This is a genomic window from Streptomyces solitudinis, from assembly GCF_036323765.1.
Lineage (GTDB): Bacteria > Actinomycetota > Actinomycetes > Streptomycetales > Streptomycetaceae > Streptomyces.
The window spans coordinates 429091-453772 of record NZ_JAZDCW010000004.1; the positions used below are offsets into that span (position 1 = coordinate 429091).

24 protein-coding genes are annotated in these 24682 nt (G+C 75.4%); 7 read left to right on the plus strand and 17 right to left on the minus strand.

All coding sequences use genetic code 11. The annotated features are described in order from the left end of the window. Positions 1–4 precede the first annotated feature (4 nt). Complete coding sequence (gene argJ, locus V1J52_RS13230) at positions 5–1156, minus strand: bifunctional glutamate N-acetyltransferase/amino-acid acetyltransferase ArgJ (protein ID WP_330139928.1); 1152 nt, start codon at positions 1154–1156, stop codon at positions 5–7. Positions 1157–1202: 46 nt separating this feature from the next. Beyond that, the gene (gene argC / locus V1J52_RS13235) at positions 1203–2231 is read right to left on the minus strand and encodes an N-acetyl-gamma-glutamyl-phosphate reductase (RefSeq protein ID WP_330139929.1); all 1029 of its coding nucleotides are present in this window, start codon (positions 2229–2231) and stop codon (positions 1203–1205) included. Between the two features lie 394 nt (positions 2232–2625). Between argC and V1J52_RS13240 the strand changes: the two genes are divergently transcribed. Continuing rightward, the gene (locus tag V1J52_RS13240) at positions 2626–3429 is read left to right on the plus strand and encodes a class I SAM-dependent methyltransferase (protein WP_330140110.1); all 804 of its coding nucleotides are present in this window, start codon (positions 2626–2628) and stop codon (positions 3427–3429) included. A gap of 41 nt (positions 3430–3470) precedes the next feature. Here V1J52_RS13240 and map read toward each other — a convergent pair whose 3' ends face one another. Beyond that, positions 3471–4238 carry a type I methionyl aminopeptidase gene (gene map / locus V1J52_RS13245; protein ID WP_330139930.1) on the minus strand — a complete coding sequence of 256 codons (768 nt, stop codon included), beginning with the start codon at positions 4236–4238 and terminating at the stop codon, positions 3471–3473. A gap of 62 nt (positions 4239–4300) precedes the next feature. On the opposite strand from map, the gene V1J52_RS13250 reads away from it, so the two are divergent. Both V1J52_RS13250 and V1J52_RS13255 read left to right on the plus strand, forming a co-directional pair. Beyond that, positions 4301–4576: a helix-turn-helix domain-containing protein gene (locus V1J52_RS13250; protein ID WP_330139931.1), complete on the plus strand. Its 276-nt coding sequence runs from the start codon at positions 4301–4303 to the stop codon at positions 4574–4576. A gap of 128 nt (positions 4577–4704) precedes the next feature. Further along, positions 4705–4905 (plus strand): DUF1918 domain-containing protein, encoded by a 201-nt coding sequence (locus tag V1J52_RS13255; protein ID WP_330139932.1) that lies wholly within the window; start codon positions 4705–4707, stop codon positions 4903–4905. Between the two features lie 40 nt (positions 4906–4945). Here V1J52_RS13255 and V1J52_RS13260 read toward each other — a convergent pair whose 3' ends face one another. Beyond that, positions 4946–6226 carry a glycoside hydrolase family 10-like protein gene (locus V1J52_RS13260; protein ID WP_330139933.1) on the minus strand — a complete coding sequence of 427 codons (1281 nt, stop codon included), beginning with the start codon at positions 6224–6226 and terminating at the stop codon, positions 4946–4948. A 247-nt stretch (positions 6227–6473) separates the two neighbouring features. Here V1J52_RS13260 and V1J52_RS13265 point away from each other — a divergent pair, with 247 nt between their 5' ends. Next, positions 6474–7337 carry a 3-hydroxybutyryl-CoA dehydrogenase gene (locus tag V1J52_RS13265; RefSeq protein ID WP_330139934.1) on the plus strand — a complete coding sequence of 288 codons (864 nt, stop codon included), beginning with the start codon at positions 6474–6476 and terminating at the stop codon, positions 7335–7337. A gap of 98 nt (positions 7338–7435) precedes the next feature. On the opposite strand, the gene pheT is transcribed toward V1J52_RS13265, so the two are convergent. From pheT to infC, 7 genes are all read right to left on the minus strand, one after another. Beyond that, entirely contained in the window at positions 7436–9973 is a 2538-nt protein-coding gene (gene pheT, locus V1J52_RS13270; protein WP_330139935.1) for a phenylalanine--tRNA ligase subunit beta, read from the minus strand. Beyond that, complete coding sequence (gene pheS / locus V1J52_RS13275) at positions 9973–11094, minus strand: phenylalanine--tRNA ligase subunit alpha (RefSeq protein ID WP_330139936.1); 1122 nt, start codon at positions 11092–11094, stop codon at positions 9973–9975. The genes pheT and pheS overlap by 1 nt, the downstream gene beginning before the upstream one ends. 183 nt (positions 11095–11277) lie before the next feature. Further along, positions 11278–12354: a sensor histidine kinase gene (locus tag V1J52_RS13280; RefSeq protein ID WP_330139937.1), complete on the minus strand. Its 1077-nt coding sequence runs from the start codon at positions 12352–12354 to the stop codon at positions 11278–11280. A 114-nt stretch (positions 12355–12468) separates the two neighbouring features. Further along, positions 12469–13335: a TrmH family RNA methyltransferase gene (locus V1J52_RS13285; RefSeq protein WP_330139938.1), complete on the minus strand. Its 867-nt coding sequence runs from the start codon at positions 13333–13335 to the stop codon at positions 12469–12471. 120 nt (positions 13336–13455) lie between these two features. Further along, a complete protein-coding gene (rplT, locus tag V1J52_RS13290; RefSeq protein ID WP_330139939.1) occupies positions 13456–13839 on the minus strand; it encodes a 50S ribosomal protein L20 in 384 nt (127 codons plus the stop codon). Positions 13840–13946: 107 nt separating this feature from the next. Further along, positions 13947–14141 carry a 50S ribosomal protein L35 gene (gene rpmI, locus V1J52_RS13295; protein ID WP_330139940.1) on the minus strand — a complete coding sequence of 65 codons (195 nt, stop codon included), beginning with the start codon at positions 14139–14141 and terminating at the stop codon, positions 13947–13949. A 114-nt stretch (positions 14142–14255) separates the two neighbouring features. Next, a complete protein-coding gene (gene infC / locus V1J52_RS13300) occupies positions 14256–14873 on the minus strand; it encodes a translation initiation factor IF-3 (RefSeq protein ID WP_330140111.1) in 618 nt (205 codons plus the stop codon). Positions 14874–15259: 386 nt separating this feature from the next. Here infC and V1J52_RS13305 point away from each other — a divergent pair, with 386 nt between their 5' ends. Then, positions 15260–15640 carry a DUF1844 domain-containing protein gene (locus tag V1J52_RS13305; RefSeq protein ID WP_330139941.1) on the plus strand — a complete coding sequence of 127 codons (381 nt, stop codon included), beginning with the start codon at positions 15260–15262 and terminating at the stop codon, positions 15638–15640. On the opposite strand, the gene V1J52_RS13310 is transcribed toward V1J52_RS13305, so the two are convergent. Genes V1J52_RS13310 through V1J52_RS13320 form a run of 3 tightly spaced genes read right to left on the minus strand, consistent with a single transcriptional unit; the run spans position 15618 to position 18651 of the window. Then, entirely contained in the window at positions 15618–16367 is a 750-nt protein-coding gene (locus V1J52_RS13310; protein WP_330139942.1) for an SseB family protein, read from the minus strand. The genes V1J52_RS13305 and V1J52_RS13310 overlap by 23 nt on opposite strands. Before the next feature lie 29 nt (positions 16368–16396). Next, positions 16397–17578 carry a type VII secretion-associated serine protease mycosin gene (gene mycP, locus V1J52_RS13315; RefSeq protein WP_330139943.1) on the minus strand — a complete coding sequence of 394 codons (1182 nt, stop codon included), beginning with the start codon at positions 17576–17578 and terminating at the stop codon, positions 16397–16399. After that, positions 17575–18651 carry a hypothetical protein gene (locus V1J52_RS13320; RefSeq protein WP_330139944.1) on the minus strand — a complete coding sequence of 359 codons (1077 nt, stop codon included), beginning with the start codon at positions 18649–18651 and terminating at the stop codon, positions 17575–17577. The genes mycP and V1J52_RS13320 overlap by 4 nt, the downstream gene beginning before the upstream one ends. Positions 18652–18891: 240 nt before the next feature. On the opposite strand from V1J52_RS13320, the gene V1J52_RS13325 reads away from it, so the two are divergent. Then, positions 18892–20106, plus strand: a complete 1215-nt coding sequence (locus V1J52_RS13325) for an amino acid deaminase/aldolase (RefSeq protein ID WP_330139945.1) — start codon at positions 18892–18894, stop codon at positions 20104–20106. Positions 20107–20139: 33 nt separating this feature from the next. Here the strand turns inward: V1J52_RS13325 and V1J52_RS13330 are convergent, their stop codons facing one another. The 3 genes from V1J52_RS13330 to V1J52_RS13340 form a co-directional block, all read right to left on the minus strand. After that, positions 20140–20922 carry a 3-oxoacyl-ACP reductase gene (locus V1J52_RS13330; RefSeq protein WP_330139946.1) on the minus strand — a complete coding sequence of 261 codons (783 nt, stop codon included), beginning with the start codon at positions 20920–20922 and terminating at the stop codon, positions 20140–20142. Between the two features lie 84 nt (positions 20923–21006). After that, positions 21007–22374, minus strand: coding sequence for an aldehyde dehydrogenase family protein (locus tag V1J52_RS13335; protein ID WP_330139947.1), 1368 nt, complete (start codon positions 22372–22374; stop codon positions 21007–21009). Positions 22375–22388: 14 nt separating this feature from the next. Beyond that, positions 22389–23756, minus strand: a complete 1368-nt coding sequence (locus V1J52_RS13340) for a glutamine synthetase family protein (protein ID WP_330139948.1) — start codon at positions 23754–23756, stop codon at positions 22389–22391. Between the two features lie 72 nt (positions 23757–23828). On the opposite strand from V1J52_RS13340, the gene V1J52_RS13345 reads away from it, so the two are divergent. Next, the gene (locus V1J52_RS13345) at positions 23829–24584 is read left to right on the plus strand and encodes a FadR/GntR family transcriptional regulator (protein ID WP_330139949.1); all 756 of its coding nucleotides are present in this window, start codon (positions 23829–23831) and stop codon (positions 24582–24584) included. Positions 24585–24682: the final 98 nt, after the last annotated feature.

Sequence of the window (24682 nt, forward strand, 5' to 3'; positions counted from 1 at the left end):
CTCATCAGGAGGAGTAGGCGCTGTTCTCGTGGACGTAGTCGGCGGTGAGGTCGTTCGTCCAGATGACGGCGGAGTGCGGACCGGCGGCGAGGTCGGCGGTGACGCGCACCTCGCGGAAGCGCATGTCGACCAGTTCGCGGTCCTCACCGACGGAGCCCTGCTTGCACACCCACACGCCGTTGATGGCCACGTTCAGCTCGTCGGGCTCGAAGACGGCGCTGGTGGTGCCGATCGCGGACAGCACGCGGCCCCAGTTGGGGTCCTCGCCGTGCAGCGCGCACTTGAGCAGGTTGTTGCGGGCGATGGAGCGGCCCACGAGCACGGCGTCGTCCTCGCTGGCCGCGCCGGTGACCTCGATGCGGATGTCCTTGGAGGCGCCCTCGGCGTCCCGGATGAGCTGCTGCCCCAGGTCGTCGCAGACGGTGCGCACGGCCTCAGCGAACTCCGCGGCGTCCGGGACGGTGCCGGACGCGCCGGAGGCCAGGAGGAGCACGGTGTCGTTGGTGGACATGCAGCCGTCGGAGTCCACCCGGTCGAAGGTGGTGCGGGTGGCGGCGCGCAGGGCCCGGTCCAGCTCCCCGGCGGGGACGTCCGCGTCGGTGGTGAGGACGACGAGCATGGTGGCCAGGCCCGGGGCCAGCATGCCCGCTCCCTTGGCCATGCCGCCCACGGTGTACCCGGTGCCCTCGGCGACGGCGGTCTTGTGCACGGTGTCGGTCGTCTTGATGGCGATCGCCGCCTTCTCCCCGCCGTGCGGGGAGAGCGCGGCGGCGGCCGCCCCGATGCCGGGCAGCAGCTTGTCCATGGGCAGCCGGATGCCGATCAGGCCGGTGGAGGCGACGGCGATCTCGGCGGCGCTGTGCCCCAGCACCTCGGCGGCCCTCTCGGCGGTGGCGTGGGTGTCCCCGAAGCCCAGCGGGCCGGTGCAGGCGTTGGCGCCGCCGGAGTTGAGGACGACCGCGGAGACCTGACCGCCCGTGAGCACCTGCTGCGACCACAGGACGGGCGCGGCCTTGACGCGGTTGGCGGTGAACACCCCGGCGGCCGCCAGCCGGGGGCCGTTGTTGACGACCAGCGCCAGGTCCGCGGCGCCGCTCTCCTTGATCCCGGCGGCGACACCCGCCGCCGTGAAGCCCTTCGCAGCGGTGACACTCACAAGCCTTCTCCGTCTCTGTCGTCCCCGGCCGCGGGGTGCGTGCGGCTCACGGGGCCACTCCGGTGGTGGGAAGCCCCAGCTCCTCCGGGAGCCCGAGGGCGATGTTCATGCTCTGCACCGCGCCGCCCGCCGTGCCCTTGGTCAGGTTGTCGACGGCGCTGACGGCGACGAGCCGTCCGGCCGTCTCGTCCAGCGCGACCTGGAGGAGCGCGGTGTTGGCGCCGGTGACGTGGGCGGTGGACGGCCACTGCCCCGGGGGCAGCAGCCGCACGAACGGTTCACCGGCGAGCGCCTTGCCGTACGCCTCGCGCAGCGCGGCGCCGGTGACGCCGGGGCGCACCTTGGCGGAGCAGGTGGCGAGGATGCCCCGGGGCATGGGGGCGAGCGTCGGGGTGAAGGAGACGGTGACCCGTTCCCCGGCCGCCGCGGAGAGGTTCTGCGCCATCTCCGGGGTGTGCCGGTGGACGCCGCCGACGCCGTACGGGCTCATCGCGCCCATGACCTCGCTGCCCAGCAGGTGCGGCTTGAGCGCCTTGCCCGCGCCCGAGGTGCCGGTGGCCGCGACGACCACGGCCTCCGGCTCGGCCAGCCCGGCGGCGTAGGCGGGGAACAGGGCCAGGGAGACGGCCGTCGGATAGCAGCCGGGGACGGCGACGCGCCGGGCGCCCCGCAGCGCCTCGCGGGCCCCGGGCAGTTCGGGCAGGCCGTACGGCCAGGTCCCGGCGTGCGGGGTACCGTAGTAGCGGTCCCAGTCCGCGGCGTCGGCCAGGCGGAAGTCGGCTCCGCAGTCGACGACGAGCACGTCCGCGCCGAGCCGCTCCGCGACGGCCGCGGACTCACCGTGCGGCAGGGCCAGGAAGACGACGTCGTGCCCGGCCAGCACCTCCGCGCCGGTCGGCTCCAGCACCCGGTCGGCCAGCGCCGCGAGCTGAGGCTGGAGCTCACCGAGCGGACGCCCCGCGTTGGAGTTCCCGGTCAGCGCGCCGATGCGCACCTCGGGGTGCCCGAGCAGCAGGCGCAGGAGTTCCCCTCCCGCGTAGCCGCTCGCCCCCGCCACTGCCGCACGTACCGCCATCGTTCCTCCTTCTCGATGGCATGACTATACGAAGGGGCGAACTTTTATGCAACGCCGTTCCCGCACCCCGCCCCGGAGCCCCGGAGCCGAGCGCTTCCGTAGGCCGGCGGGCGTCGCGGCTGGCCGGTTCCGCCCGGCCGCCGGCTGATCCGCCGTGGCCGCGAGACGGCCTTGTGCCGGGCGGGCCGCCGGAATGGCTACTGTGGCCGCGGGATGCCTGCCATGCTGGAACACCGTCGCCGATGAGCCGGGGAGCGGCAGGCGGTCAGCGCGGTCCCGTCTGGGACGAGAACGGTCACGAACGGTCTTAGGGAACCGCGTGTGACGACGCGGTGGGGGCACTTCCAGGAGGTGCGGCACAGTGTCAGACGGTGCTCAGCGGGTTCGCCCCGCCATGCGGCCCGTGGTGGAGCAGACGTACGGTCCGGCCGATCTGAGCGGCGACCGGAGCTTCGCCGGGGGGTTCATCAACTTCGGGTACTGGCAAGGCGTGGATTTGGGCCTGCCGCTCGGCGAGGCGGAGCGGGTCCGCAGCCAGGAGGATCTCTACCGCCGCGTCCTGGACGCCGCCGGGCTGCCGCGGGAGCCGAAGGTCCTGGAGGTGGGCTGCGGGCTCGGCATGGGCTGCGCGGTGGCCTTGCGGGAACGCGGCCCCGCCACGGTGACCGGCATGGACATCCACCCGGAGCAGCTGCGGCGGGCGCGCAGCACGCACGCCGGCCTGCTCCGTGAGGAACCGGCCCGGCTGCGGTTCGTCCAGGGGGCCGCGGAGAGCATTCCCCTGGACGGCGGTGAGTTCGACGCCGTCATCAGCGTGGAGGCCGCTCAGCACTTCCCGGATCTCGGCGCCTTCGCGGCAGAGGCGTGGCGGGTGCTGCGGCCGGGTGGCCGGGTGGCCGTCGCCAGCTTCTTCACCGTGGACGACGCACCCGGCCGGTCCGGGGAACTCGCGCGGCTGCTGGACTCGTACGCGAGCGGCCTGGACATCGCCCGGCCGGTGCAGGCGCTCGCTGACGCGTTCGCGGAGGCCGGGTTCACGAGCGTGCGCGTCGAGTCGATCGGGGCGCACGTCTGGCCGGGCTGGGACCTCTGGCTCAGCCTGTGGTGGGCCCCGGGGACCTGGCCGCGGAACTTCCTGCGCGCCTACGAGCAGCGGACGCTTGACTACTACCTCGTCACGGCGGACCGGCCCGGGTAGGGGGCCGACGCCCGCACGGCCGCCGCGGCCCCGCTCCGCGGTCAGGGCAGGGTGAGGATGCGGGGGCCGTCCCCGGTGACGGCGATGGTGTGCTCGATGTGGGCAGCCCGGCTGCCGTCGGTCGTGCGCAGGGTCCATCCGTCGGGGTCGGTGTAGTAGTCGTTGCGTCCTCCAGCCATGAGCATGGGTTCGATGGCGAGGGTGAGGCCGCGGCGCAGGGGGAAGCCGCGGCCGGGGCGTCCGTGGTTGGGGACGTGGGGATCCTCGTGCATCTGGCGGCCGATGCCGTGGCCGCCGAAGTCGGCCGGCATGCCGCAGGCGGCCTTGCGGGCGACCGTGCTGATGGCGTGGGAGATGTCACCGATGCGGTGACCGGTGGTGGCGGCGGCGATCCCCGCGTCCAGGGCCTGCTGGGTGACGGCGATGAGTTCGAGGTCGGCGGGACGGGGGGTCCCGACGGTGAAGCTGATCGCGGCGTCGCCGGTCCAGCCGCCGAGTTCGGCTCCGCAGTCGATGCTGACCAGGTCGCCGTCGCACAGGCGGTAGGCGCCGGGGATGCCGTGCGCGACGGCGTCGTTCACGGAGGCGCAGATCACGGCGGGGAAGGGGACCGGGGCGAAGGAGGGCTGGTAGCCCAGGAACGGGGAGCGCGCTCCGGACTCGGCGAGAACGGCGCGGGCGGCTTCGTCCAGTTCGCTCAGGCGGACTCCCACGGCTGCCGCCGCGCGGGCGGCCGCCAGCGCCTTCGCCACGACGCGTCCGGCTTCCCGCATGGCCTCCAGTGCCGCGCCGGTCTTGATCTCCACCATGTGCCGTGACTCCCCGCGATGCGACGGTACCCAATACTTATACCGGTATTAGTATCACGGGCATGGTGAGAGTTCCCCTGAGCCCCCGGGAGCGGCGACGCGGAGAGCGGTTCGGAGCGCTGCTCCGGGACGCCCGCGGGGACCGCAGCATGGTCGAGGTGGCAGCGGCGGCCGGGGTGTCCGCCGAGACCCTCCGCAAGATCGAGACCGGCCGGGCCCCGACCCCGGCCTTCTTCACCGTGGCGGCCCTGGCCCACGCGCTGCACCTGTCCCTGGACGACCTGGCCGCCGCGTGCGCGGAGGAGGCCGGAGGCGGCGAGCAGGCCATCCCGGCGTGACCGCCGGGCGCGTCCCGCCCCGCCCGGCGGTGGCGCCGGCTTCCACTGGGCCCCGGACGCCGGGCGGCCTAGACTGTCAGGGACGAAAGCGTACAGACAGGGGCGAATCTGACGGAGGAGTGGTCAGGATGCGTGCAGAGGTGGGTGACGAACTCGTCACGCACGGGCGGGTCGTCGGGCGTCACGACCGCACGGCCGATGTGGTGGCGGTGCTCGGGCCGGGCGGCCAGCCGCCCTACCGCGTACGGGACGGGGACGGCCACGAGACGGTGGTCTCCCCCGGCCCGGACACCGAGGTGCGGCACACCCCCCGCGGCCGCCGCCGCTGAGCCGCCCCGGCCGGGCGCCGGGCCGGGGGCGCCGGGGCCGTCACCCGCGCGGACCGGGCAGGGCGCGCCGGTAGTGGTCGCGCACCACGCGGCTCATCGCCCCGGCCGGGTCCGCCACGACGTGCCGGGCCGAGAAGTACACGTGCCCCTTCACCCGGGGGTGGTCCCGGCAGAACGTCAGGTGCCGGGACAGCTCGGCCGGGTCCTGCCACGCCTCGGGCTGCGCGGGGTCGGCCACCTTGTACAGGGCCTCCCCGACGTACAGGTCGACGCCCGTGCCCCGGCACACCTCGTCCCACCAGGGGACGAGCTTGGCGTAGTCGGCGGCGGCGAACCCGATGTGCCAGTAGACCTGGGGGACGACGTAGTCGATGCGGCGTTCGCGCACCCAGCGGCGGGTGTCCGCGTACAGGTCGTCGTAGGTCTCCACCCCGCCCCGGGTGTCCGAGCCGGCGGGGTCGGTGGCGCGGTTGCGCCAGATGGCGAACGGGCTGACGCCGAAGCGCGCCCCGGGCCGGGTGCGGCGCAGCCGCTCCCCCGCCTCCCGCACCAGCAGGTTCACGTTGTGCCGCCGCCAGTCGCCCCGGTCCGCGAAGCCGCCGCCGTGTTCGGCCCAGGCCGCGTCGTCGTCGAACGCCTCGCCCGCCACCGGGTACGGGTAGAAGTAGTCGTCCCAGTGGAAGCCGTCGAGGTCGTAGTGCTCGACGGCGTGGAACATCGCGTCCTGCACGAAGGCGCGCACCTGCGGCAGCCCCGGGTTGTAGTACAGCTTGCCGCCGTAGGGCACGGCCCAGTCCGGGTGGCGCCGGACCGGGTGGGCGGCGCTCAGCCGCGCGGGATCGGCGTGGTTGGCCACGCGGTAGGGGTTGAACCAGCCGTGCAGAGCGAGGCCGCGTTCGTGCGCGGCGCGGACGGCGAAGTCCAGCGGGTCCCAGCCGGGGTCCTGGCCCTGCGTCCCGGTGAGCACCGCGGACCAGGGTTCGTGCGGCGAGGGCCACAGCGCGTCGGCGGCGGGCCGCACCTGGAGCATGACGGTGTTGAGCCGTCGCCGCACCGCCGTGTCCAGCAGGGCCGTCAGCTCGCGGCGCTGGGCGTCGGCCCCGAGGCCGGGCCGGCTCGGCCAGTCGATGTTCCCCACGGTGGCCACCCACATGCCCCGCATCTCGCCCTGCCGCCGCGCGCCGCCGCCGGCGGCCCGGCCGTCCGGCGCGGGACCGGGCGCGTGCTCCCGCGTCCGGGCGGCCGCGTCGCCCGCGGCCAGCGCGGACGCCCAGGCCCCCGCCGCCACCGCGGTGAACGTACGTCGCGTGATCTGACCCATGCCGCTGCCTCCTACGCCTGGTGCCCGCGCGGATACCCCTGGTGACGTTCGTCCAGGATGCACCGGCCCGGTGCCGCCGCGTGGCAGAAACGCAGAACCCGTCCCGACCGGGAGGAAGCGGCACCCGCGGCCCACGTGGGCCGCGGACGACGGTAACGTCGGACGGCGAGGCGCCGCGGCCACCAAGCCGCGGCCACCAACCTGACGGCCGTGCGCCGCGGACCGGACGATCAGCGAAAGGCACGATGTGACCGACATCGAACGCGTGGGTGTGGTGGGCTGCGGCCAGATGGGCGCCGGCATCGCCGAGGTGTGTGCGCGGGCCGGACTGGATGTGATGGTCGCCGAGACCACCGGCGAAGCGCTGGAGCTGGGCCGCACCCGGCTGGTCAACTCCCTGGAACGGGCCGCCGGCCGGGGCAAGATCACCGAGGAGGACCGGGACGCCACCCTGGGGCGCCTGACCTTCACCACGGATCTCGGCGAGTTCGCCGACCGCGACCTCGTCATCGAGGCCGTCGTGGAGAACGAGCAGATCAAGACGGAGATCTTCCAGGTGCTCGACCAGGTGGTGACCCGGCAGGACGCCATCCTGGCCTCCAACACCTCCTCCATCCCGCTGGTGAAGCTGGCCGTCGCGACCACGCGTCCGGACCACGTCATCGGCATCCACTTCTTCAACCCGGCGCCGGTGCAGCAGCTCGTGGAGCTGATTCCGGCGCTGACCACCAGCGAGGGCACCGTCTCCCGCGCCGAGGCGGTCGTCACCAAGGTGCTGGGCAAGCACGCCATCCGGGCGCAGGACCGCTCGGGCTTCGTCGTGAACGCCCTGCTGATCCCGTACCTGCTCTCGGCGATCCGGATGTTCGAGTCCGGCACGGCCAGCCGCGAGGACATCGACAACGGCATGGAGATGGGCTGTGCGCACCCGATGGGCCCGCTCAAGCTGGCGGACCTGATCGGCCTGGACACCGTCGCCTCGGTGGCGTACTCGATGTACGAGGAGTTCAAGGAGCCGCTGTACGCCGCTCCCCCGCTGCTCCAGCGCATGGTGGACGCGGGCCGGCTCGGCCGCAAGACGGGCGCGGGCTTCTACCCGTACGTGGGCTGACGCCGCCGGGCGCCACCGCGCACGGGTGGCGCCGGGGCACGACGCGAGGGGGCCCGGCCGGATCACCGGCCGGGCCCCCTCGCGTGCCGGGTGCGGCGTCAGGCGCCGCGCAGCTCCGCGCCGGTGCGCTCGACGGCGGCGGCCACGGCGGCGTCGCGGGCCGCGGACGCCTCCTCGGCGGTCAGCGTGCGGTCCGGCGCCCGGAAGCGCAGCGCGTACGCCAGCGACTTGCGTCCGGCCCCGAGCTGCTCGCCGGTGAAGACGTCGAACAGCCGCACCGACTCCAGCAGCGGGCCCGCTCCGGTACGCAGCGCGCCCTCGACCTCGGCGGCCGGTACGGCGGCGTCCACGAGCAGGGCGACGTCCTGGGTGGCCACCGGGAAGGCGGACACGTGCGGCGCCTGGACGACGCCCGTCCCGGCGCGCTCCAGCAGATCGAGGTCGATCTCCATGGCGGCGGTGCGCGCGGGCAGGTGCAGCGCCTTGGTGACCCTCGGGTGCAGTTCGCCCGCGTGGCCGACCAGCGTCCGCTCGCCGTTCACCCGCGCGTACAGCGCGGCGCAGCGGCCCGGGTGCCAGGGCGCGTGGCGGTCGGCGGTGACGGTCAGCTCCGCGCCGGCCTCACGGGCGACGCTGCGGGCGGCCTCGACGGTGTCCGCCCAGCTCGCGGGGCGTCCCGCGCCCCACCAGCCGCCCTGCTCGCGGGCTCCGGCCAGGACGACGGCGGCCCGGCGCGGCTGCCGGGGCAGCGCGGCGTCCAGTGCGGCGATCTCCTCGTCGGCGGGACGCGCGTCCACCCCGGGCGCGGCGGCGGGCCGCTCCTGGCCGGTCGGCAGGAAGACGAGCCCGGTCTCGAACAGCGCCAGCCCGGCCTGGCCGTCCTGGCTGCCCCGGCCGTCGTTGCGGCGCAGCGCGGCCAGCAGGCCCGGCAGCAGCGTGGTGCGCAGCGCGGGCTCCTCGTCCGAGAGCGGGTTGGCCAGCCGTACCGTGCGGCGCCGGGCGTCGTCCGCCGGAAGGCCGAGCTGGTCCAGGACGGCGTCGGCGACGAACGGGTAGTTCGGCGCCTCGACGTAGCCGGCGCCGGCCAGCGCCCGCCCGGCCCGGCGGTGCAGGCGCTGCCGGGCGGTCAGGCCCCGCCCGGCCGGGGGCCGGGGCAGGGTGGAGGGCAGGTTGTCGTAGCCCTCCAGCCGGATGACCTCCTCGGCCAGGTCGTTCGGGTCCGTCAGGTCGGGCCGCCAGCTCGGCACGGTGACGCTCAGCTCGTCGGTGCCGCTCACGTCGCACCCGACCTGCTGGAGGCGGCGCACGACGGTCTCGCGCCCGTAGCCGACGCCCGCTACCCGGTCGGGGTGGTCGGCGGCGAGGGTGAGGGTGCGCGGCGCGCTGGGCGCCGCGACCTCGGTCACGCCCGCCTCGGCGGTTCCGCCCGCGAGGAGGACCAGGAGGTCCACGGTGCGCTGGGCGGCCGCGGCGGCGGCCTGCGGGTCCACGCCGCGCTCGAAGCGGCGTGACGCCTCCGAGCTGAGCTTGTGGCGCCGGGCCGTGCGGGCGACGGCGACCGGGTCGAAGTGGGCGGCCTCGATGACGATCTCGCGGGTGCCCTCGACGTCTCCGGTGGCCGGGTCGGCGGCGGCGTCCGCGATCTCGGTGTGGGCGCCGCCCATCACCCCGGCCAGCCCGATGGGCCCGGAGTCGTCGGTGATGACCAGGTCCTGCGGGTCCAGCGCCCGGGTGACGCCGTCGAGGGTGACGATCTTCTCGCCCGGCTCGGCGCGGCGCACGCCGATCGTTCCCTCGATCCTGCCGCGGTCGTAGGCGTGCAGCGGCTGGCCGAGTTCGAGCATCACGTAGTTGGTGATGTCCACGGCGAGCGAGATCGGGCGCATGCCCGCCTTCTGGAGCCGCCGCTGCAGCCAGATCGGGGACCGTGCCTCGGGGCGCACGCCGGTGACCGCGCGGGCGGTGAACCGGTCGCAGCCCGCCGGGTCGGCGACGTGGACCGGCGGGCCGTAGCCGTCCGGGGCGGGGACGTCGAGCAGCGCCGGGTCGCGCAGCGGCAGCCCGTAGGCGGTGGCCGTCTCGCGGGCGATGCCGCGCATCGACAGGCAGTAGCCGCGGTCGGGGGTCACCGCGATGTCCAGGACCTCGTCGACGAGTTCCAGCAGCTCGATCGCGTCGGTGCCGGGCTCGTACTCCGGCGGGAGCACGATGATGCCGGCGTGGTCGTCGCCCATGCCCAGCTCGGCGGCGGAGCAGATCATGCCCTCGGAGACGTGGCCGTAGGTCTTGCGTGCGGAGATCGCGAAGCCGCCGGGCAGCACGGCCCCGGGCAGCACGACGACGACCTTGTCGCCGACGGCGAAGTTCCGGGCGCCGCAGACGATGTTCTGCGGTTCGCCGCTGCCGTTGGCGTCGCCCACGTCCACCTGGCAGTAGCGGATGGGCTTCTTGAACCCGGTCAGCTCCTCGATGGCCAGGACCTTGCCGACGACGAGCGGCCCGGTCAGGTCGGCGCCGAGCCGGTCGACGGTCTCGACCTCCAGACCCGCGGCGATGAGCTTGGCCGCGACGTCGCGGCCGGTGTCGGCGGCCGGCAGGTCGACGTACTCCCGCAGCCAGGAAAGCGGGGCCCGCATCAGATCTCCATCCCGAACGGCCGGGTGAAGCGCACGTCACCCTCGACCATGTCTCGCATGTCCTCGACGTTGTGGCGGAACATCAGCATCCGCTCGATGCCGAACCCGAAGGCGAAGCCGCTGTAGCGCTCCGGGTCGACGCCGCAGGCGGTGAGCACCCGCGGGTTGACCATGCCGCAGCCGCCCAGCTCGATCCAGCCCTCGGAGGAGCAGGTGCGGCAGGGCCGCTCCGGGTTCCCGACGGACGCGCCGTGGCAGACGTAGCAGACCATGTCCATCTCGGCGGACGGCTCGGTGAACGGGAAGTAGCTGGGCCGCAGCCGGGTGCTCATGCCCGGTCCGAACAGCTCCCGCACCATGTGGTCGAGGGTGCCCTTGAGGTCGCCCATGGTCAGGCCCTCGTCGATGGCCAGCAGCTCGACCTGGTGGAAGACCGGGGTGTGGGTGGCGTCCAGCTCGTCCGAGCGGTACACCCGGCCCGGGCAGATGACGTAGACGGGCAGGTCGCGCTCCAGCAGCGCCCTGGCCTGCACCGGCGAGGTGTGGGTGCGCAGGACGACGCCGGATCCCGTCCCGCCCTCGCCGCCGGCCACGAAGAACGTGTCCTGGGTGGAGCGGGCGGGGTGGTCGGGGCCGATGTTGAGCGCGTCGAAGTTGAACCACTCCGCCTCGGCCTCGGGGCCCTCGGCGACCTCGTAACCCATCGCGACGAAGACGTCCTCGATGCGCTCCATGAGCGTGGTCAGCGGGTGCCGGGCCCCGGCGGGCACGCGGTCGTAGGGCAGCGTGACGTCCACGGCCTCCTCGACCAGGACCCGTTCGTCACGCTCGGCCTCCAGTTCCTCCTGGCGGGCCTTGAGCGCCTGGTTCACCGCGCCGCGCGCCGCGCCGACGCGCTTGCCCGCGTCCGCCTTGGCCTGCGGCGGCAGGGCGCCGATCTCGCGGTTGGCCAGGGCCAGCGGCGAGCGGTCCGAGGCGTGGGCGGCCTTGACCTCGCGCAGCGCGTCGAGATCGGCCGCCGCGGCGATCGCGGCGACCGCCGCCTCCCGCGCCCGGTCGATCGCTTCCGGTTTCAGTGCCTCGACCTCGACAGGGTCGTACGACTTGTTTGGTGCCGACATCTCTTCCCGTGCTTCCGATTGGCTGACACCTGCGCGCTGTGAGCGACGTGCCCGGGCGGTGGCACCTGGGCCGACGGCGCCGGTCAGGCGTCGATGAGGTGCCAAACCACGAGTCTACGGGGGCCGGGCGGCGCGCGGGGACGCGGAGGAGCCCGCGGGCCGCGCCCCGTCCGCCCTGGCGGGTCACGCCAGGACGGCGGGGGTGCCCACGGGCAGGGTGAACTGGAACCGGGCGCCGCCGGCCGCCGAGCGGCCGACCGTGATCACGCCGCCGTGCGCCTCGACGATGCCCTTGACGATGTAGAGGCCAAGGCCGGTGCCGCCGCGCTTGCTGCCCCGCCAGAAGCGGGTGAAGACACGGCTCATCGACTCCTCGGGGATGCCGGGACCTTCGTCGCTCACGGTGACGGTCGTTCCTTCCGGGACGGTCCGGGTGGGCTCGGCGGGTGCCACCTCGATGGTGACGGTTCCCTCGCCGTGCCGCACCGCGTTTTCGAGCAGGTTGCCGAGGACCTGGTCGATCTTGTCGGGGTCCGCCCACAGCGGGGGCAGCGGGGAGGCGATGCCGCTGCGGAACCGCCCGGCGGGCTCGCCCGCCGCGACGTGCGCCTCCACGTGCCGGCGCACGGCGGCGGCGACGTCCACCGGCTGCTTGCGCAGCTCCAGGCGGCCGGAGTCGATGCGGGAGATGTCCAGCAGCTCCGCGATGAGCCGGGTGATGCGTCCGGCGTCGGCGTCCACCGTCTCCAGCATCAGCCGCTTCTGGTCGTCGGTGAAGCGTTCCCACTTGGCCAGCAGGGTGGCCGTGAAGCCCTTGACCGACGTCAGCGGGGAGCGCAGTTCGTGGGCGACGGTGGCGATCAGCTCGGCGTGCCGCCGCTCGGTGCGCCGCCGGGCCTCGGTGCCGCGCAGCGCGACCACCAGGCGGTGCAGCGGCCCGGCGGGGGCGGGGCGCACGTACCGGGCGGAGACGAGCACCTCGCGCCCGCCGGGCAGCAGCAGGTTCCGCTCGGGCTGTCCGCGCCGGGTCCTCAGTCCGCCGTAGGGGTCGGTGAGCTGCCACCACGGGCGGCCCTCGGTGTCCTGGAGGGGCAGCACCCGCTCGACGGGCCGCCCGAGCGCCTGCTGGGGGCGCTGGGCGGTGATGCGGGCGGCGGCGGCGTTGAAGCAGACGACGCGGCCCAGCTCGTCGGCGACGACGAGGCCGTCGGGCAGGTCGTCGGGGGACAGCCCCCACCACGCGGGGTCCGGTAACTCCATCCCGCTCACTCCCCTGCCCTCCGTCACGGCGCCCCACCCTATCCCCGCGCGGCCCCGGTCCCCGCCTCCCGGGGGCGGCGCCCGGGGCGCGCGGGGGCGCCCGCACGCCGTGCGTCAGCCGCCGGACGGGCCCGGGGGCGTTCCGCGCTGGGCGCGGGCGGAGGCGTACAGGCAGACCGCCGCCGCCGTGGCCAGGTTCAGCGACTCGGCCCGGCCGTGGATCGGCACCCGGACGGCCGCGTCGGCCAGCGCCCGGGTCGGCTCGGGCAGGCCCCACGCCTCGTTGCCGAACAGCCAGGCCGTGGGGCCGCCCATCGCGCCCCGGTCCAGCTCGTCGTCCAGGTCGCACTCCCCGGCGCCGTCCGCGGCCAGCACCCGCACGCCGTGGGCGCGCAGCCCGGTGACGGCGCGCTCGACGGGGACGCCGACGGCCACGGGCAGGTGGAAGAGCGATCCGGCCGAGGCCCGCACGGACTTCGGGTTGTACAGGTCCACCGAGGCGTCGGTGAGCACCACCGCGTCCGCGCCCGCCGCGTCCGCGCAGCGCAGCACCGTGCCCGCGTTCCCCGGGTCGCGGACGTGGGCCAGCACCGCGACCAGGCGCGGCCGCGCGGCGAGCACGTCCTCGAAGGGCGCGTCCAGGAAGTGGCAGACGCCGATGAGGCCCTGCGGGGTCACCGTCTGGGAAATCTCGGCCATCGTCGCGTCGGGGGCCAGCAGCACCCGGGCGCCGGCGGCGCGGGCGGCGTCCACGATGTCCGCGTGGCGGGCGGCGGCGTCCTCGGTGGCGAACAGTTCGCCGAGCGTGGGCCGCCCGGGGCCCGCGCCGTCCCCGGTGCCCCGGTGGCTGACGGCCTCGCGCACGGCCTGCGGCCCCTCGGCGAGGAACCGGCGCTCCTTGCCCCGGACGGCACGGCGGGCCAGCCGCCGGGCGAAGGCGACCCGGGGGTTGCGCGGGGAGATCAGCTCGGCGGTGCCCATCGTGCGGCGTTCTCGCTCTTCGTCGGCGGGACGGGCGGGTGCCCGGTGCGTTGGGGGGATACGCGGCGGACCCGCAGGCCGGGGCCTGCGGGTCCGGTCACGCGGCGGGGCCGCCGGGCGTCAGGCGGCCTTCGGGGCGTTGACGTCGCTCGGCAGCGCCTTCTGGGCGACCTCGACGAGCGCGGCGAACGCGTTCGGGTCGTTGACGGCGAGGTCGGCGAGGATCTTGCGGTCCACCTCGACCTCGGCGGCCTTCAGGCCCTGGATGAAGCGGTTGTAGGTCATGCCGTTGGCGCGGGCCGCGGCGTTGATCCGCTGGATCCAGAGCTGGCGGAAGTCGCCCTTGCGCTTCTTGCGGTCGTTGTAGTTGTAGACGAAGGAGTGGGTGACCTGCTCCTTGGCCTTGCGGTACAGGCGGGAGCGCTGGCCGCGGTAGCCGCTGGCCTGCTCCAGGATCGCCCGGCGCTTCTTGTGGGCGTTGACTGCCCGCTTGACGCGTGCCACGTGTTAACTCCTTGTAGCGGGGCCGCGGTCTACGCACGCGGCCCGGACATCGATGGGGTCCCGGTCGAAGGCGGGGGCCCTGCCCCGGTCGGGGGCGGGCCGCCGGCTCACTTGCCGAGAAGCTTCTTGATCTTCTTGGCGTCGGCCGGAGCCATCTCGGTCTTGCCCGCAAGACGGCGCGTCAGCGTCGACGACTTGTGCTCGAGAAGGTGGCGGCGGCCGGCGCGCTGGCGCATCACCTTGCCGGAGCCGGTGAGCTTGAAGCGCTTGCTCGCACCACTGTGCGTCTTGTTCTTCGGCATGTCGCCGTTCTCTCCTCGTGATGCCGTTCCCGTCGGCTCCACCCGGTGGGGCGGGCAGGCGGGAACGTCAGCTGTCTCGGTTGGTCGGGCCGGGGCCGGCGGCCCCGGTGAGGCTCACGCCTCGGCCGGCTCCTCTGCGGACTCCTCCGCGGCGGTGTCCCGCTGACGCTCGGCCTTGCGGTCGGCCTGCGCCTGGCGGGCCTCGGCCATGGCCTCGGTCTTCTTCTTGTGCGGACCGAGCACCATGATCATGTTGCGCCCGTCCTGCTTGGGGTTGGACTCGACGAAGCCCAGCTCCTGGACGTCGTCCGCGAGCCGCTGCAGCAGCCGGAAGCCCAGCTCGGGGCGCGACTGCTCACGACCGCGGAACATGATCGTGATCTTGACCTTGTCACCCTGCTTGAGGAACCGGACGACGTGACCCTTTTTGGTGTCGTAGTCGTGCGGATCGATCTTCGGCCGGAGCTTCATCTCCTTGATGACCGTGTGCGCCTGGTTCTTGCGCGCCTCACGGGCCTTCATGGCCGACTCGTACTTGAACTTCCCGTAGTCCATGAGCTTGCACACGGGCGGACGCGCGGTGGCGGCCACCTCGACGAGGTCGAGGTCGTACTCCTGCGCAAGCTCCAGGGCCTTGGCAAGCGGCACGATGCCGACCTGCTCGCCACTGGGACCGACGAGTCGCACCTCGGGGACGCGAATCCGGTCGTTGATGCGGGGCTCGGCGCTGATGGGGCCTCCTAGGTAGCACCACGCAGCTGCCTGGCGGACAGCCGCGTCACGTGTCTGTGGGTGGGAACCGCCCGTCCTGGGCGCGACGTGAGAAACGCCCCTGACGGGACGCAAGACGGGGCTCCTCACAGACCGGGAGCACCGCCGCGATCACCGCGGGGCGCAGCCTGACCGTTGACCCGCCGGCCGCAGAGCCGGTCAGGTGGGAGAGCGGAGCCTCCACTTGCGGGCCGGAACGCTGTGTGCGCGTGAGCGCTCAGACGTCCGGCCGGTCGCCCTCCATGGTACACGAGCCGGCCGGGTACGGCCGCCCCCGCGGGCCGGGAGCGGCTCGGCCGCGGCCGAGCCTAGGCTGGTCGCACCGTCCAGCAGAAAGCGAAGGAACGATGAGCGACGACGCCCCCCGCCCCGCCCGCCCGTCGGAGCCCGAGGGCTCCGGCTTCGACAGCATGGCGCGCGACATCGCCGACGTGCCGGCCGTCGAGGTGATCACGACCGTCGCCGTGCACCTGATGAGTGCCGCCGCCGTGAACCTGGGCCTGAGCGAGGAGGGCGAGCAGCACAAGGACCTGGACGAGGCCCGCAAGCTCGTGCACGCCCTCGCCGGGCTGGTCACGGCCTCGGCGACCGAGATCGGCTCCTACCACGCCGCGCCGCTGCGGGACGGCCTGAAGTCGCTCCAGCTCGCCTTCCGGGAGGCGTCCGTCGTCCCCGACGAGCCGGGTCAGGGTCCGGGCGAGAAGTTCACCGGCCCGGTGTACGGCTGAACAGGGGCTCCCCCGGCAGGGCGGCACCGGCCGGCAGCAGCGCCACGTCCAGACCGCGCACCAGGTGCTCGCGCAGGACGCCGTCGGCGGCCAGCGCCCCGGACACCCGGGCGGCCACCTCCCGGGCGGGCGCCGCGTCGGCGAGCCGCAGCGCGAGGGTGCCGTCCGCCCGGCCGCCGGGCGCCAGGTGCGCGCTGAGCACCGCGGGCTCGGCGGCGGCGACGGCGCGGACGGCCGCCGCGACGGCCGGGTCGGCCAGCGGGCCGCCCTCCCGCGTCCGTCCGGCGGCCAGCGCGCGCAGGGCGGCACCGGTGAGCTGGTAGGTGACCGGGCCCGCGAGGTCCACGACGAGCGTGTCGGCGCCCTCCTGCGCCGCGGCCTGGAGCGCCTGCCCCAGCGGCACCGCGACCGGCCTGCCGTCGGGACGCCAGCGGGCCAGCGCGGAGGTGGAGGTGAACACCGGCAGGGCGCGCCGTCCGCCGGGGGCGTTCAGGGTGGGCACGGCCATGTCGCTGGTCTTGTCGCGGCGCAGCCCGTCGGGGCCCGTCTCGGCCTCGCCGAGCACGGCGAGGACGGGGACCAGGAGCCGGGCGGTGGCCAGGGCGGACAGCACGCGCGGCTCGGCCGCGCGGTCGGCCGCCCAGTCGGCGAGCGCGCGGGCCAGCTCCGGATCGGCGCGGCCGTCGTCGTCCGCGAACCCGGGGTCGGGGATGTTCTTGAGCGCCACCCGGCGAGGGTACCGGCCGCCCGGGGCCCTCACGTCCTGCGGGGTGGGCGGGCGCTGAGGTAGAGGCTCACGGCGGCGCCGACGAACAGCGCGCCGAGCACGCCCGCGCCGACGGCCAGCCAGCCGGTGTCCGCGTCGTCCTTCGGCGCCGGGCCGGGACCGAAGTGCTCGGCGGTGTGGGCCCGGGGCTCGGGCACCTGGGCGCCGGGCTCGATCCGGGCCCCGGCCTCGACGGCCGCGGCGGCGTCCACCACCCCGGCGCCCAGGGCGTCGCTGCGGCCGCCCGGCGGCGTGGCGCGGGCGGTGTCCGCGAGGAGCTGCCTGATCTGGGCGGGGCTGAGGCCGGGGTGGGCGGCGCGCACGAGGGCCACGGCGCCGGAGACGACCGCGGCGGCCGCGCTGGTGCCCCAGCCGTGGTAGTACCGGCGGTCCGGGTCCGCTATGACGACGTCCTTGCCCGGCGCGCTGACGGTGGCGTACCAGCGCCGGGTGGAGAACGGGGCGCGGGCCCCGTCGCGGTCCACGGCGGTGACGGCGATGACGCCCGGGTACGCGGCCGGGTAGGACACCGGGTCGCCGTCCTCGCCGCCGTTGCCGGCGGAGGCCACCACGACGGCGCCCTCGCGCAGCGCGTACCGCACGGCGGCGTCCTCCTCGGCGTCGGGGTGGGCGGACGCGCTGTCGTCGCCGAGGGAGAGGTTGATCACGTCCGCGCCCTGGTCGACGGCCCAGCGGATGCCCTCGGCCAGGGCGCTGCCCCGGGCGTCGCGGGCCTCGTCGCGGGCCGGGTCGGCCTCTTCGAGCAGGACGCGCACGGGCAGGATCTCGGCCTCGGGCGCGATGCCGATGACGCCCTCCTGCCCGCCGGGGCCGTGCCCGCGCCCGGCGATGATCCCGGCCATGGCGGTGCCGTGGCGCGCCCACGCCTCGTCGCCCTCGTCGGCGCCGAAGCCGACCACGTCCCTGCCGGGCAGGACGGCGCCCCGCAGGTCGGGGTGGCCGGCGTCGACGCCGGTGTCGAGCACGGCGACGGTGACACCGGCGCCCCTGGTCGTCTCCCACGCCTGGTAGGCGCCGACCGTCGTCAGGGGCCACTGGCGTTCACGGATGGTGTCGGCCCGAGCCGTCCCGGCGGTGAGCTGCGGCAGCAGGACGAGGAGGACCGCGCCGAGCAGGGCGAGGACGCGGCCGCGGGCCGCTGCCCCCCTCACCGGCGCTCCCGGGCGCCGTGCGCGGCGGCCTCGCGCACCCCGCGCTCGACGCGTTCGGCGACGGCCCGGGCGGTGTGCCCGAGCCCGGCCTGGGCGGGGGCGGTGGTCTGGCCGTCGGCGGTGGCCTCGTCGGCGGGCTGCGGGTCGCTGACGGCGCGGCCGTCGGCGAAGCCGGTGACGGCGTAGGTGATCACCGGGACGTCGGTGGCGACGCGGACGGTCCAGGTGGCGCGCTGGTCGTCGCCGAACCCGGCCGCGTCGGTGCCCCGGGGCGCGTAGGGGCGGGGCATGAGGTCGGGGCGGGCGGCCAGTTCCTCGGCGGCGAAGCGCCGGTGCAGTTCGCGCATGCCCGCGGGGTCGGCCTCGGTGAAGACCAGGCCGACGGTGGTGAGGCTGGAGGACGTCTCGTCGATGTAGGTGGCGCGCACCAGGCGGTGGCAGCCCACGGGGGCCAGCACCTGGACCAGGAGTTCGTCCAGCGCCTGGGCGCAGGTGCCGGCGGGGGCGACGGCCGCGCGTATCCAGCGGCGGTCCGCGCCGCCGGGGCCCGCGCCCTCGCCGTCCAGGATGCGGGGGAAGAGGGTGTCGACGGGCAGCTCGCGCCACAGGTCGCGGGCGACGCCGTAGGTCTCGGCCGCCGTGGGCCCGCCGCTGGACGGGTCGCCCAGCCAGCTCCCGGTGGCGGCGCCGCCCACCAGGCCGACGCCCAGGACCAGGCACAGCGCGGCGGCCGCGGTGCGGGGCCGGTTGCGGCGCGGGCGGGGCGCGGCGGGCGGCCCGCCGGGCGGTTGCGGCGGCGCGCCGGTGCCGTCCGCCGGCCACCCGGCGGGCGGGGCCGGGCACGGCACGTGCGGGGCGGGGCCCTCGGACGGCGCGGCGGTCCGGGGCGGCGCCGGGGGCCGGGGCGGCGCTCCGGCGGGCGGGCGGGGCGGCAGTGAGGGCGCCGCGCCCTGCGGCGGGACGGGGGGCCGCACCGGCCCCGCCGGGTGCGCCGGGCGTGCCGGGCGTTCGGGACCGTGCGGGCTGCGGGGCAGCGGCTGGGGCCAGGTCGCCGGGTCCGCCTCCGTGCTCACCGGCACCCCTCTCGCCCTCGATGCCGCCCGCCGGAGTGCGGGACGGCCGGTCCGTCCGCGGAGCGCACGCGCCGCCGACCTTCGGTCATGGTGTGCGCGTCACTTTACGGTGCCCTCCCCCGGCGGCGGTAACGCGTTCCGCCGCCCCGCCCCGGCCCGCCCGGGGCGGGGCGGGGCCGGGGCGGCGGCCGGGACGCCGCGGGGGTGCCGCGTGCGGCACGGCTCTGGCAAGCTGCCCGGATGTCCTCCGCGTTCGTACACCCCGCCGCCGACCGGGCCCGGTACGACCGGGCCACCGCCCACCTGGACGCGCCGCTGGCCGTGTGCGACCTGGCGGCGTTCGACGCCAACGCCGCGGACCTCGTCCGCCGGGCGGGCGGGAAGCCCGTCCGGGTGGCCAGCAAGTCCCTGCGCTGCCGGGCGCTGCTGGAAAGGGCGCTGGATCACCCCGGGTTCGCGGGCGTGATGGCGTTCACGCTCGCGGAGTCACTGTGGCTGGCCCGGTGCGGCCTGCGGGACGTGCTGCTGGCCTACCCTTCCGCCGACCGCGCCGGGTACGCGGAGCTGGCGGCGGACCCGGGGCTCGCCGCGGCCGTGACCGTCATGGTGGACGACCCGGCGCAGCTCTCCCTCATCGACCGGGCGCGGGCGGGCGGTACCCAGGAGATCCGGGTCTGCCTGGAGCTGGACACCTCCCTGCGGCTCCTCGGCGGCCGGCTGCGCGTGGGGGCGCGCCGGTCCCCGCTGCACTCCCCGGCCGAGGTCGCGGAGCTGGCCCGTTCGGTGGCCCGCAGGCCCGGCTTCCGGCTGGTGGGCCTGATGGGGTACGAGGGGCACGTGGCCGGGGTGGGGGACGCGGTGCCGGGCCGGCCGCTGCGCTCGCGGGCGGTGCGGCTCATGCAGCACGTCGCGCGGCGGGAGCTGGCGGAGCGCCGGGCGGCGGTGGTGCGGGCCGTCCGGGCGGTGCAGCCGGAGCTGGAGTTCGTCAACGGCGGCGGCACCGGCAGCGTCCAGCACACGGTCGCCGAGGACGCGGTGACGGAGGTCGCCGCCGGTTCGGGGCTGCTGATGCCGCGGCTGTTCGACCACTACACCGGTTTCGCGGGCCGCCCCGCGGCGCTGTTCGCTCTGCCCGTGGTGCGCCGTCCCGGGCTCGGGGTGGTGACGGTGCTGGGCGGCGGCTACCCGGCCTCCGGCGCGCCGGGCGCCGACCGGCTGCCGGTGCCCTACCTGCCGCAGGGGCTGCGCTACGACGCGGCCGAGGGCGCGGGCGAGGTGCAGACACCGCTGCTGGGCCCTGCCGCGGACGACCTGCTCATCGGCGACAAGGTGTGGTTCCGGCACGCCAAGTCGGGCGAGCCGGCGGAGCGGTTCGACGCGCTGCACCTCGTGGAGGGCGACCGGGTGACGGCGACGGCCCCGACCTACCGGGGCGAGGGCCAAACGTTCCTGTAGCCCGCCGGCGCCCCGCCCCGGCAGGTCGCGCGGCTACAGCGGCGTCACGTAGGCCCCGGCGATGCCGCCGTCCACCAGGAACTCGGCCGCGTTGACGAAGGACGCGTCGTCGCTGGCCAGGAACGCGACGGCGGCGGCGATCTCCTCGGGTTCGGCGAACCGGCCCGCGGGCACGTGCACCAGGCGGCGCTGGGCGCGCTCGGGGTCCTGGGCGAACAGCTCCGCCAGCAGCGGGGTGTTCACCGGGCCCGGGCACAGGGCGTTGACCCGGATGCCGTCGCGGGCGAACTGCACGCCCAGCTCGCGGGACATCGCCAGGACGCCGCCCTTGGAGGCGGTGTAGCTGATCTGGGAGGTGGCCGCGCCCATCCGGGCGACGAAGGACGCCGTGTTGATGACCGACCCGCGTCCCTGGCGCCGCATGTGGGGGATGGCGTACTTGCAGCACAGGTAGACGGAGGTGAGGTTGACCTCCTGGACGCGCCGCCAGGCGTCCGGCTCCGTGGTGAGGATCGAGTCGTCGTCGGGCGGGGAGATGCCGGCGTTGTTGAAGGCGACGTCCACGGAGCCGTACGTCCGGTGGGCGGCGGCGAACAGCGCCTCGACCTGCCCGGCGTCCGTCACGTCGGTGCGGACGAAGAGGCCGCCGCACTCCTTCGCCGCCGCCTCGCCGCGTTCGGCGTCGATGTCGGCGCACACCACGTGCGCGCCCTCGGACGCCAGCCGCCGGGCGCTGGCCAGCCCGATGCCGCTGGCCGCCCCGGTGACGACGGCGGTCCGGTCCACCAGGCGGCGGCACACTGCTGCTGCGGTCACTTGCTGCTCCTTCGGTTCCGTTTCGGTCCGGCCGCCCGGTGCCGGTCTGCCGCCCTGCGCCGCGGCCGGCCCCCGGCGCCCGCGCTAGTCGGTGCTGAGGAAGACGTTCTTCGTCTCGGTGAAGGCGGCGAGCGCGTCGGGGCCCAGCTCCCGGCCGAGCCCGGAGCGCTTGTAGCCGCCGAAGGGGGTGCCGTAGCGGACGCTGGCGTGGGAGTTGACGGAGAGGTTGCCCGCGGCGACGGCCCGCGCCACGCGCAGGGCGCGGGCGGTGTCGCGGGTCCAGACGGAGCCGGACAGGCCGTAGTCGGTGGCGTTGGCCAGCCGCACGGCGTCGGCCTCGTCGGTGAAGGGCAGCACCACGGCGACGGGGCCGAAGACCTCCTCCACGGCCACCCGGTCGGACGCCTCCCGTTCGAGCACGGTGGCCGGGTACCAGTACCCCCGGCCGCGCGGTGCGGTGCCGCGGATGGCGGCGGGTTCGTCCTCGCGCACGTAGCCGCGGACCCGTTCGCGCTGCGCCGCGGAGATCAGCGGTCCCATGGCCGTGGCCGGGTCGGCCGGGTCGCCGCAGGCGAAGCCGAGCACGGCGGGCTCCAGCAGTTCCAGGAACCGGTCGTAGACCTCCGCCTGCACCAGGATGCGGCTGCGGGCGCAGCAGTCCTGGCCGGCGTTGTCCAGGAAGGACCCGGGCGCGGCGGCGGCGGCCCGTTCCAGGTCGGCGTCGGCGAAGACGATGTTGGGGCTCTTGCCGCCCAGTTCGAGCGTGACGCGTTTGACCTGTTCCGCGCAGCGGGCCATCACCTCGCGGCCCGTCGCCGTGGAGCCGGTGAAGACGACCTTGGCGACGCCCGGGTGGTCCACCAGGGCGCGCCCGGTGACGTCCCCGGCTCCGGGCAGCACCTGGAACAGGCCCTCGGGCAGTCCGGCGTCCAGCGCGAGGGCGGCGAGCCGCAGGGCGGTGAGCGGCGTCGCCTCGGCGGGTTTGAGCAGTACCGCGTTGCCCGCGGCGAGCGCGGGGGCGCTGCCCCAGGCGGCGATGGGCATGGGGAAGTTCCACGGCGCGATGACGGCGACGGTGCCCAGGGGTTCCAGGAGGGTGAGGTCGACGCCGCCGGGCACCGGGATCTGGCGGCCGCTGAGGCGTTCCACGCCCCCGGCGGCGTACTCCAGCACGTCGCGGACGTTGCCCGCCTCCCACCGCGCGCCCGTGACCGGGTGGCCGGCCTCGGCGACCTCCAGGGCGGCCAGTTCCTCCAGGTGGCCGTCGACGGCGTCGGCGAAGCGGCGCAGCAGCCGCGCCCGGTCGGCCGGCGCGGCGGCGGCCCAGCCGCGCTGGGCGGCGGCCGCGCGGCGCACGGCCGCGTCCACGTCGGCGGGGGCGGCCGCGGGAACGGTGGCGACGCGCTCCTCGGTCGCCGGGTTGGTCACGTGGTGCTCGTGTACGCGGGTCACGGGTCCGCGGCTCCTCACATGCGCTCGAAGGAGCGGTAGCGCTCCCAGTCGGTGACGGCGGCGTCGTAGGCGTCCTGTTCGACGCGGGCCATGGTGCGGTAGTGCTCGACGACCTCGTCGCCGAACGCCTCGCGGGCGAGACGGCTCGCGGCCCACAGTCCGGCGGCGTCGCGGAGGGTGGCCGGGACCCGGGGCGCGTCGCCCGCGTAGGCGTTCCCGGTACACGGCCCGGGCGGTTCCAGGGCGTGGTCGACGCCGTGCAGCCCCGCGGCGATCATCCCGGCGACGGCCAGGTAGGGGTTGACGTCTCCGCCGGGCAGGCGGTTCTCCAGCCGGTGACCGGGGCCGTGCCCGATGACGCGCAGGGCGCAGGTGCGGTTGTCCGGTCCCCAGGCGGCGGCGGTGGGCGCGAAGGAGCCGGGGCGGAAGCGCTTGTAGGAGTTGATGTTGGGGGCGTAGAGCAGCGTGAACTCGCGCAGGGCGGCGAGCTGTCCGGCCAGGAAGTGGCGCATGGTGGCGGACATGCCGTGCCGTCCGGCCGGATCGGCCAGCACCGGACGCCCGTCCGCGTCACGCAGGGAGAGGTGGATGTGGCAGGAGTTGCCCTCGCGCTCGTCGTACTTGGCCATGAAGGTGAGCGCGTAGCCCTCCTGGGCGGCGATCTCCTTGGCGGCGGTCTTGTACAGGGAGTGCTGGTCGCAGGTGGTGAGGGCGTCCGCGTAGCGGAACACGATCTCGTGCTGCCCGAGGTTGCACTCGCCCTTGGCGGACTCCACGGCGAGTCCGGCGGCGGCCAGTTCGTTGCGGATGCGGCGCAGCAGCGGTTCGACGCGTCCGGTGCCCAGGACGGAGTAGTCGGCGTTGTACTGGTTGGCCGGGGTCAGGCCGCGGTAGCCCCGGTCCCACGCCTGCTCGTAGGTGTCCTTGAAGAGGATGAACTCCAGCTCGGTGCCGACCTGGGCGCTCCAGCCGCGCTCCGCGAGCCGGTCGAGCTGGCGGCGCAGGATCTGCCGGGGCGATGCGGCCACCGGTGAGCCGTCGTGCCAGGCGAGGTCGGCGGTGACCATGGCGGTGCCCGGGTGCCAGGGGGTGCGGCGCAGCGTGGCGGGGTCGGCGTGCAGCACGAAGTCGCCGTAGCCGCTGTCCCAGGACGCCGTGGCGTAGCCGTCGACGGTGTTCATGTCGGCGTCCACGGCCAGCAGGTAGGCGCAGCCCTCGGTGCCGTGGCCGAGAACCTCGTCGAGGAAGTGGCGGGCGGCGAACCGCTTGCCCTGGAGCCTGCCCTGCATGTCGGTGAACGCCAGGACGACGGTGTCGAGGTCACCGGTGTCCACCAGCCGGCGCAGTTCTCCGACGGGGAGCGGGGGTGTGCGCTGGGCCACTGCTGGCCTCCTGTCCATGCCGTGGGAGCCATAAGGTAGTGCTGCGGACCATTGGAGGGGAAGGGGAGGCAGGTGGACGACAGCCGGACGGCGGCACGGGAGCGGTGGGCGGACGGCGACCGGCTGGCGCCGGTGCTGCGTCCGGTCCGGGCGGGCAACGGGTTCGAGGAGGCCCTGGAGCAGATACTCCAGGTGCTGCGGCTCGGGCTGGTGCCGCCCGGGGAACGGCTCCCGTCCGAGCGGGAGCTGGCCGCGCGGCTCGGCGTCAGCCGGGTCACCCTGCGCGACGTGCTGAAGGTGCTGGCCGACCAGGGTCTGGTGGCCAGCAGGCGCGGCCGGTACGGCGGCACCTTCGTGCGGCACCGGGAGGCGGACGCGCGGCGGGCCCCGCAGGAGCTGCGGCGCCGCGCGGCGGACGTGGACCTGGAGGACGTGCTGCGCTTCCGCGAGGTGCTGGAGTGCGGGGCGGCCGGGCTGTGCGCCGCCCGGGAGCTGGACGCGGCGGGGGCCGGACGGCTGCGCTCGGCGCTGGCGGCCACCGGCGACGCCCCGCCGGAGGACTACCGCCGCAAGGACACCCTCTTTCACCTCGCCCTGGCCGAGCTGGCCGGTTCCCCCTCGCTCACCGCCCAGTACGCGGCCGTCCGCGCCACCCTCAACGGCCTGCTGGACGGCATCCCGCTGCTGGTGCGCAACCTGGAGCACGCCCAGCGCCAGCACGCGGCGGTGGTGGCGGCCGTCCTGGACGGCGACGCGGAGGGAGCCCGCGCGGTGATGCGCGAGCACTGCTCGGGCACCGCCGCCCTGCTGCGGGGCTTCCTGTCCTGAGAGTGCGCCCGCGGCGGCACCCCGGGGAGGCAGGCGGTCTTGCGCCGCCCCCGGCGGCCCCGCAAAGGTGTCGCACGACACCAATGCCGTCACAGAGC

Bases quoted from the DNA above. Each gene is read 5' to 3' on its own strand.
- pheS (WP_330139936.1), bottom strand. From the start codon at position 11,094: ATGTCGGCACCAAACAAGTCGTACGACCCTGTCGAGGTCGAGGCACTG.
- V1J52_RS13285 (WP_330139938.1), bottom strand. From the start codon at position 13,335: ATGGGCACCGCCGAGCTGATCTCCCCGCGCAACCCCCGGGTCGCCTTC.
- V1J52_RS13255 (WP_330139932.1), top strand. From the start codon at position 4,705: ATGCGTGCAGAGGTGGGTGACGAACTCGTCACGCACGGGCGGGTCGTC.
- V1J52_RS13240 (WP_330140110.1), top strand. From the start codon at position 2,626: ATGCGGCCCGTGGTGGAGCAGACGTACGGTCCGGCCGATCTGAGCGGC.
- V1J52_RS13325 (WP_330139945.1), top strand. From the start codon at position 18,892: ATGTCCTCCGCGTTCGTACACCCCGCCGCCGACCGGGCCCGGTACGAC.
- V1J52_RS13260 (WP_330139933.1), bottom strand. From the start codon at position 6,226: ATGGGTCAGATCACGCGACGTACGTTCACCGCGGTGGCGGCGGGGGCC.
- pheT (WP_330139935.1), bottom strand. From the start codon at position 9,973: ATGCGGGCCCCGCTTTCCTGGCTGCGGGAGTACGTCGACCTGCCGGCC.
- rpmI (WP_330139940.1), bottom strand. From the start codon at position 14,141: ATGCCGAAGAACAAGACGCACAGTGGTGCGAGCAAGCGCTTCAAGCTC.
- V1J52_RS13280 (WP_330139937.1), bottom strand. From the start codon at position 12,354: ATGGAGTTACCGGACCCCGCGTGGTGGGGGCTGTCCCCCGACGACCTG.
- V1J52_RS13250 (WP_330139931.1), top strand. From the start codon at position 4,301: ATGGTGAGAGTTCCCCTGAGCCCCCGGGAGCGGCGACGCGGAGAGCGG.
- map (WP_330139930.1), bottom strand. From the start codon at position 4,238: ATGGTGGAGATCAAGACCGGCGCGGCACTGGAGGCCATGCGGGAAGCC.
- V1J52_RS13305 (WP_330139941.1), top strand. From the start codon at position 15,260: ATGAGCGACGACGCCCCCCGCCCCGCCCGCCCGTCGGAGCCCGAGGGC.
- argC (WP_330139929.1), bottom strand. From the start codon at position 2,231: ATGGCGGTACGTGCGGCAGTGGCGGGGGCGAGCGGCTACGCGGGAGGG.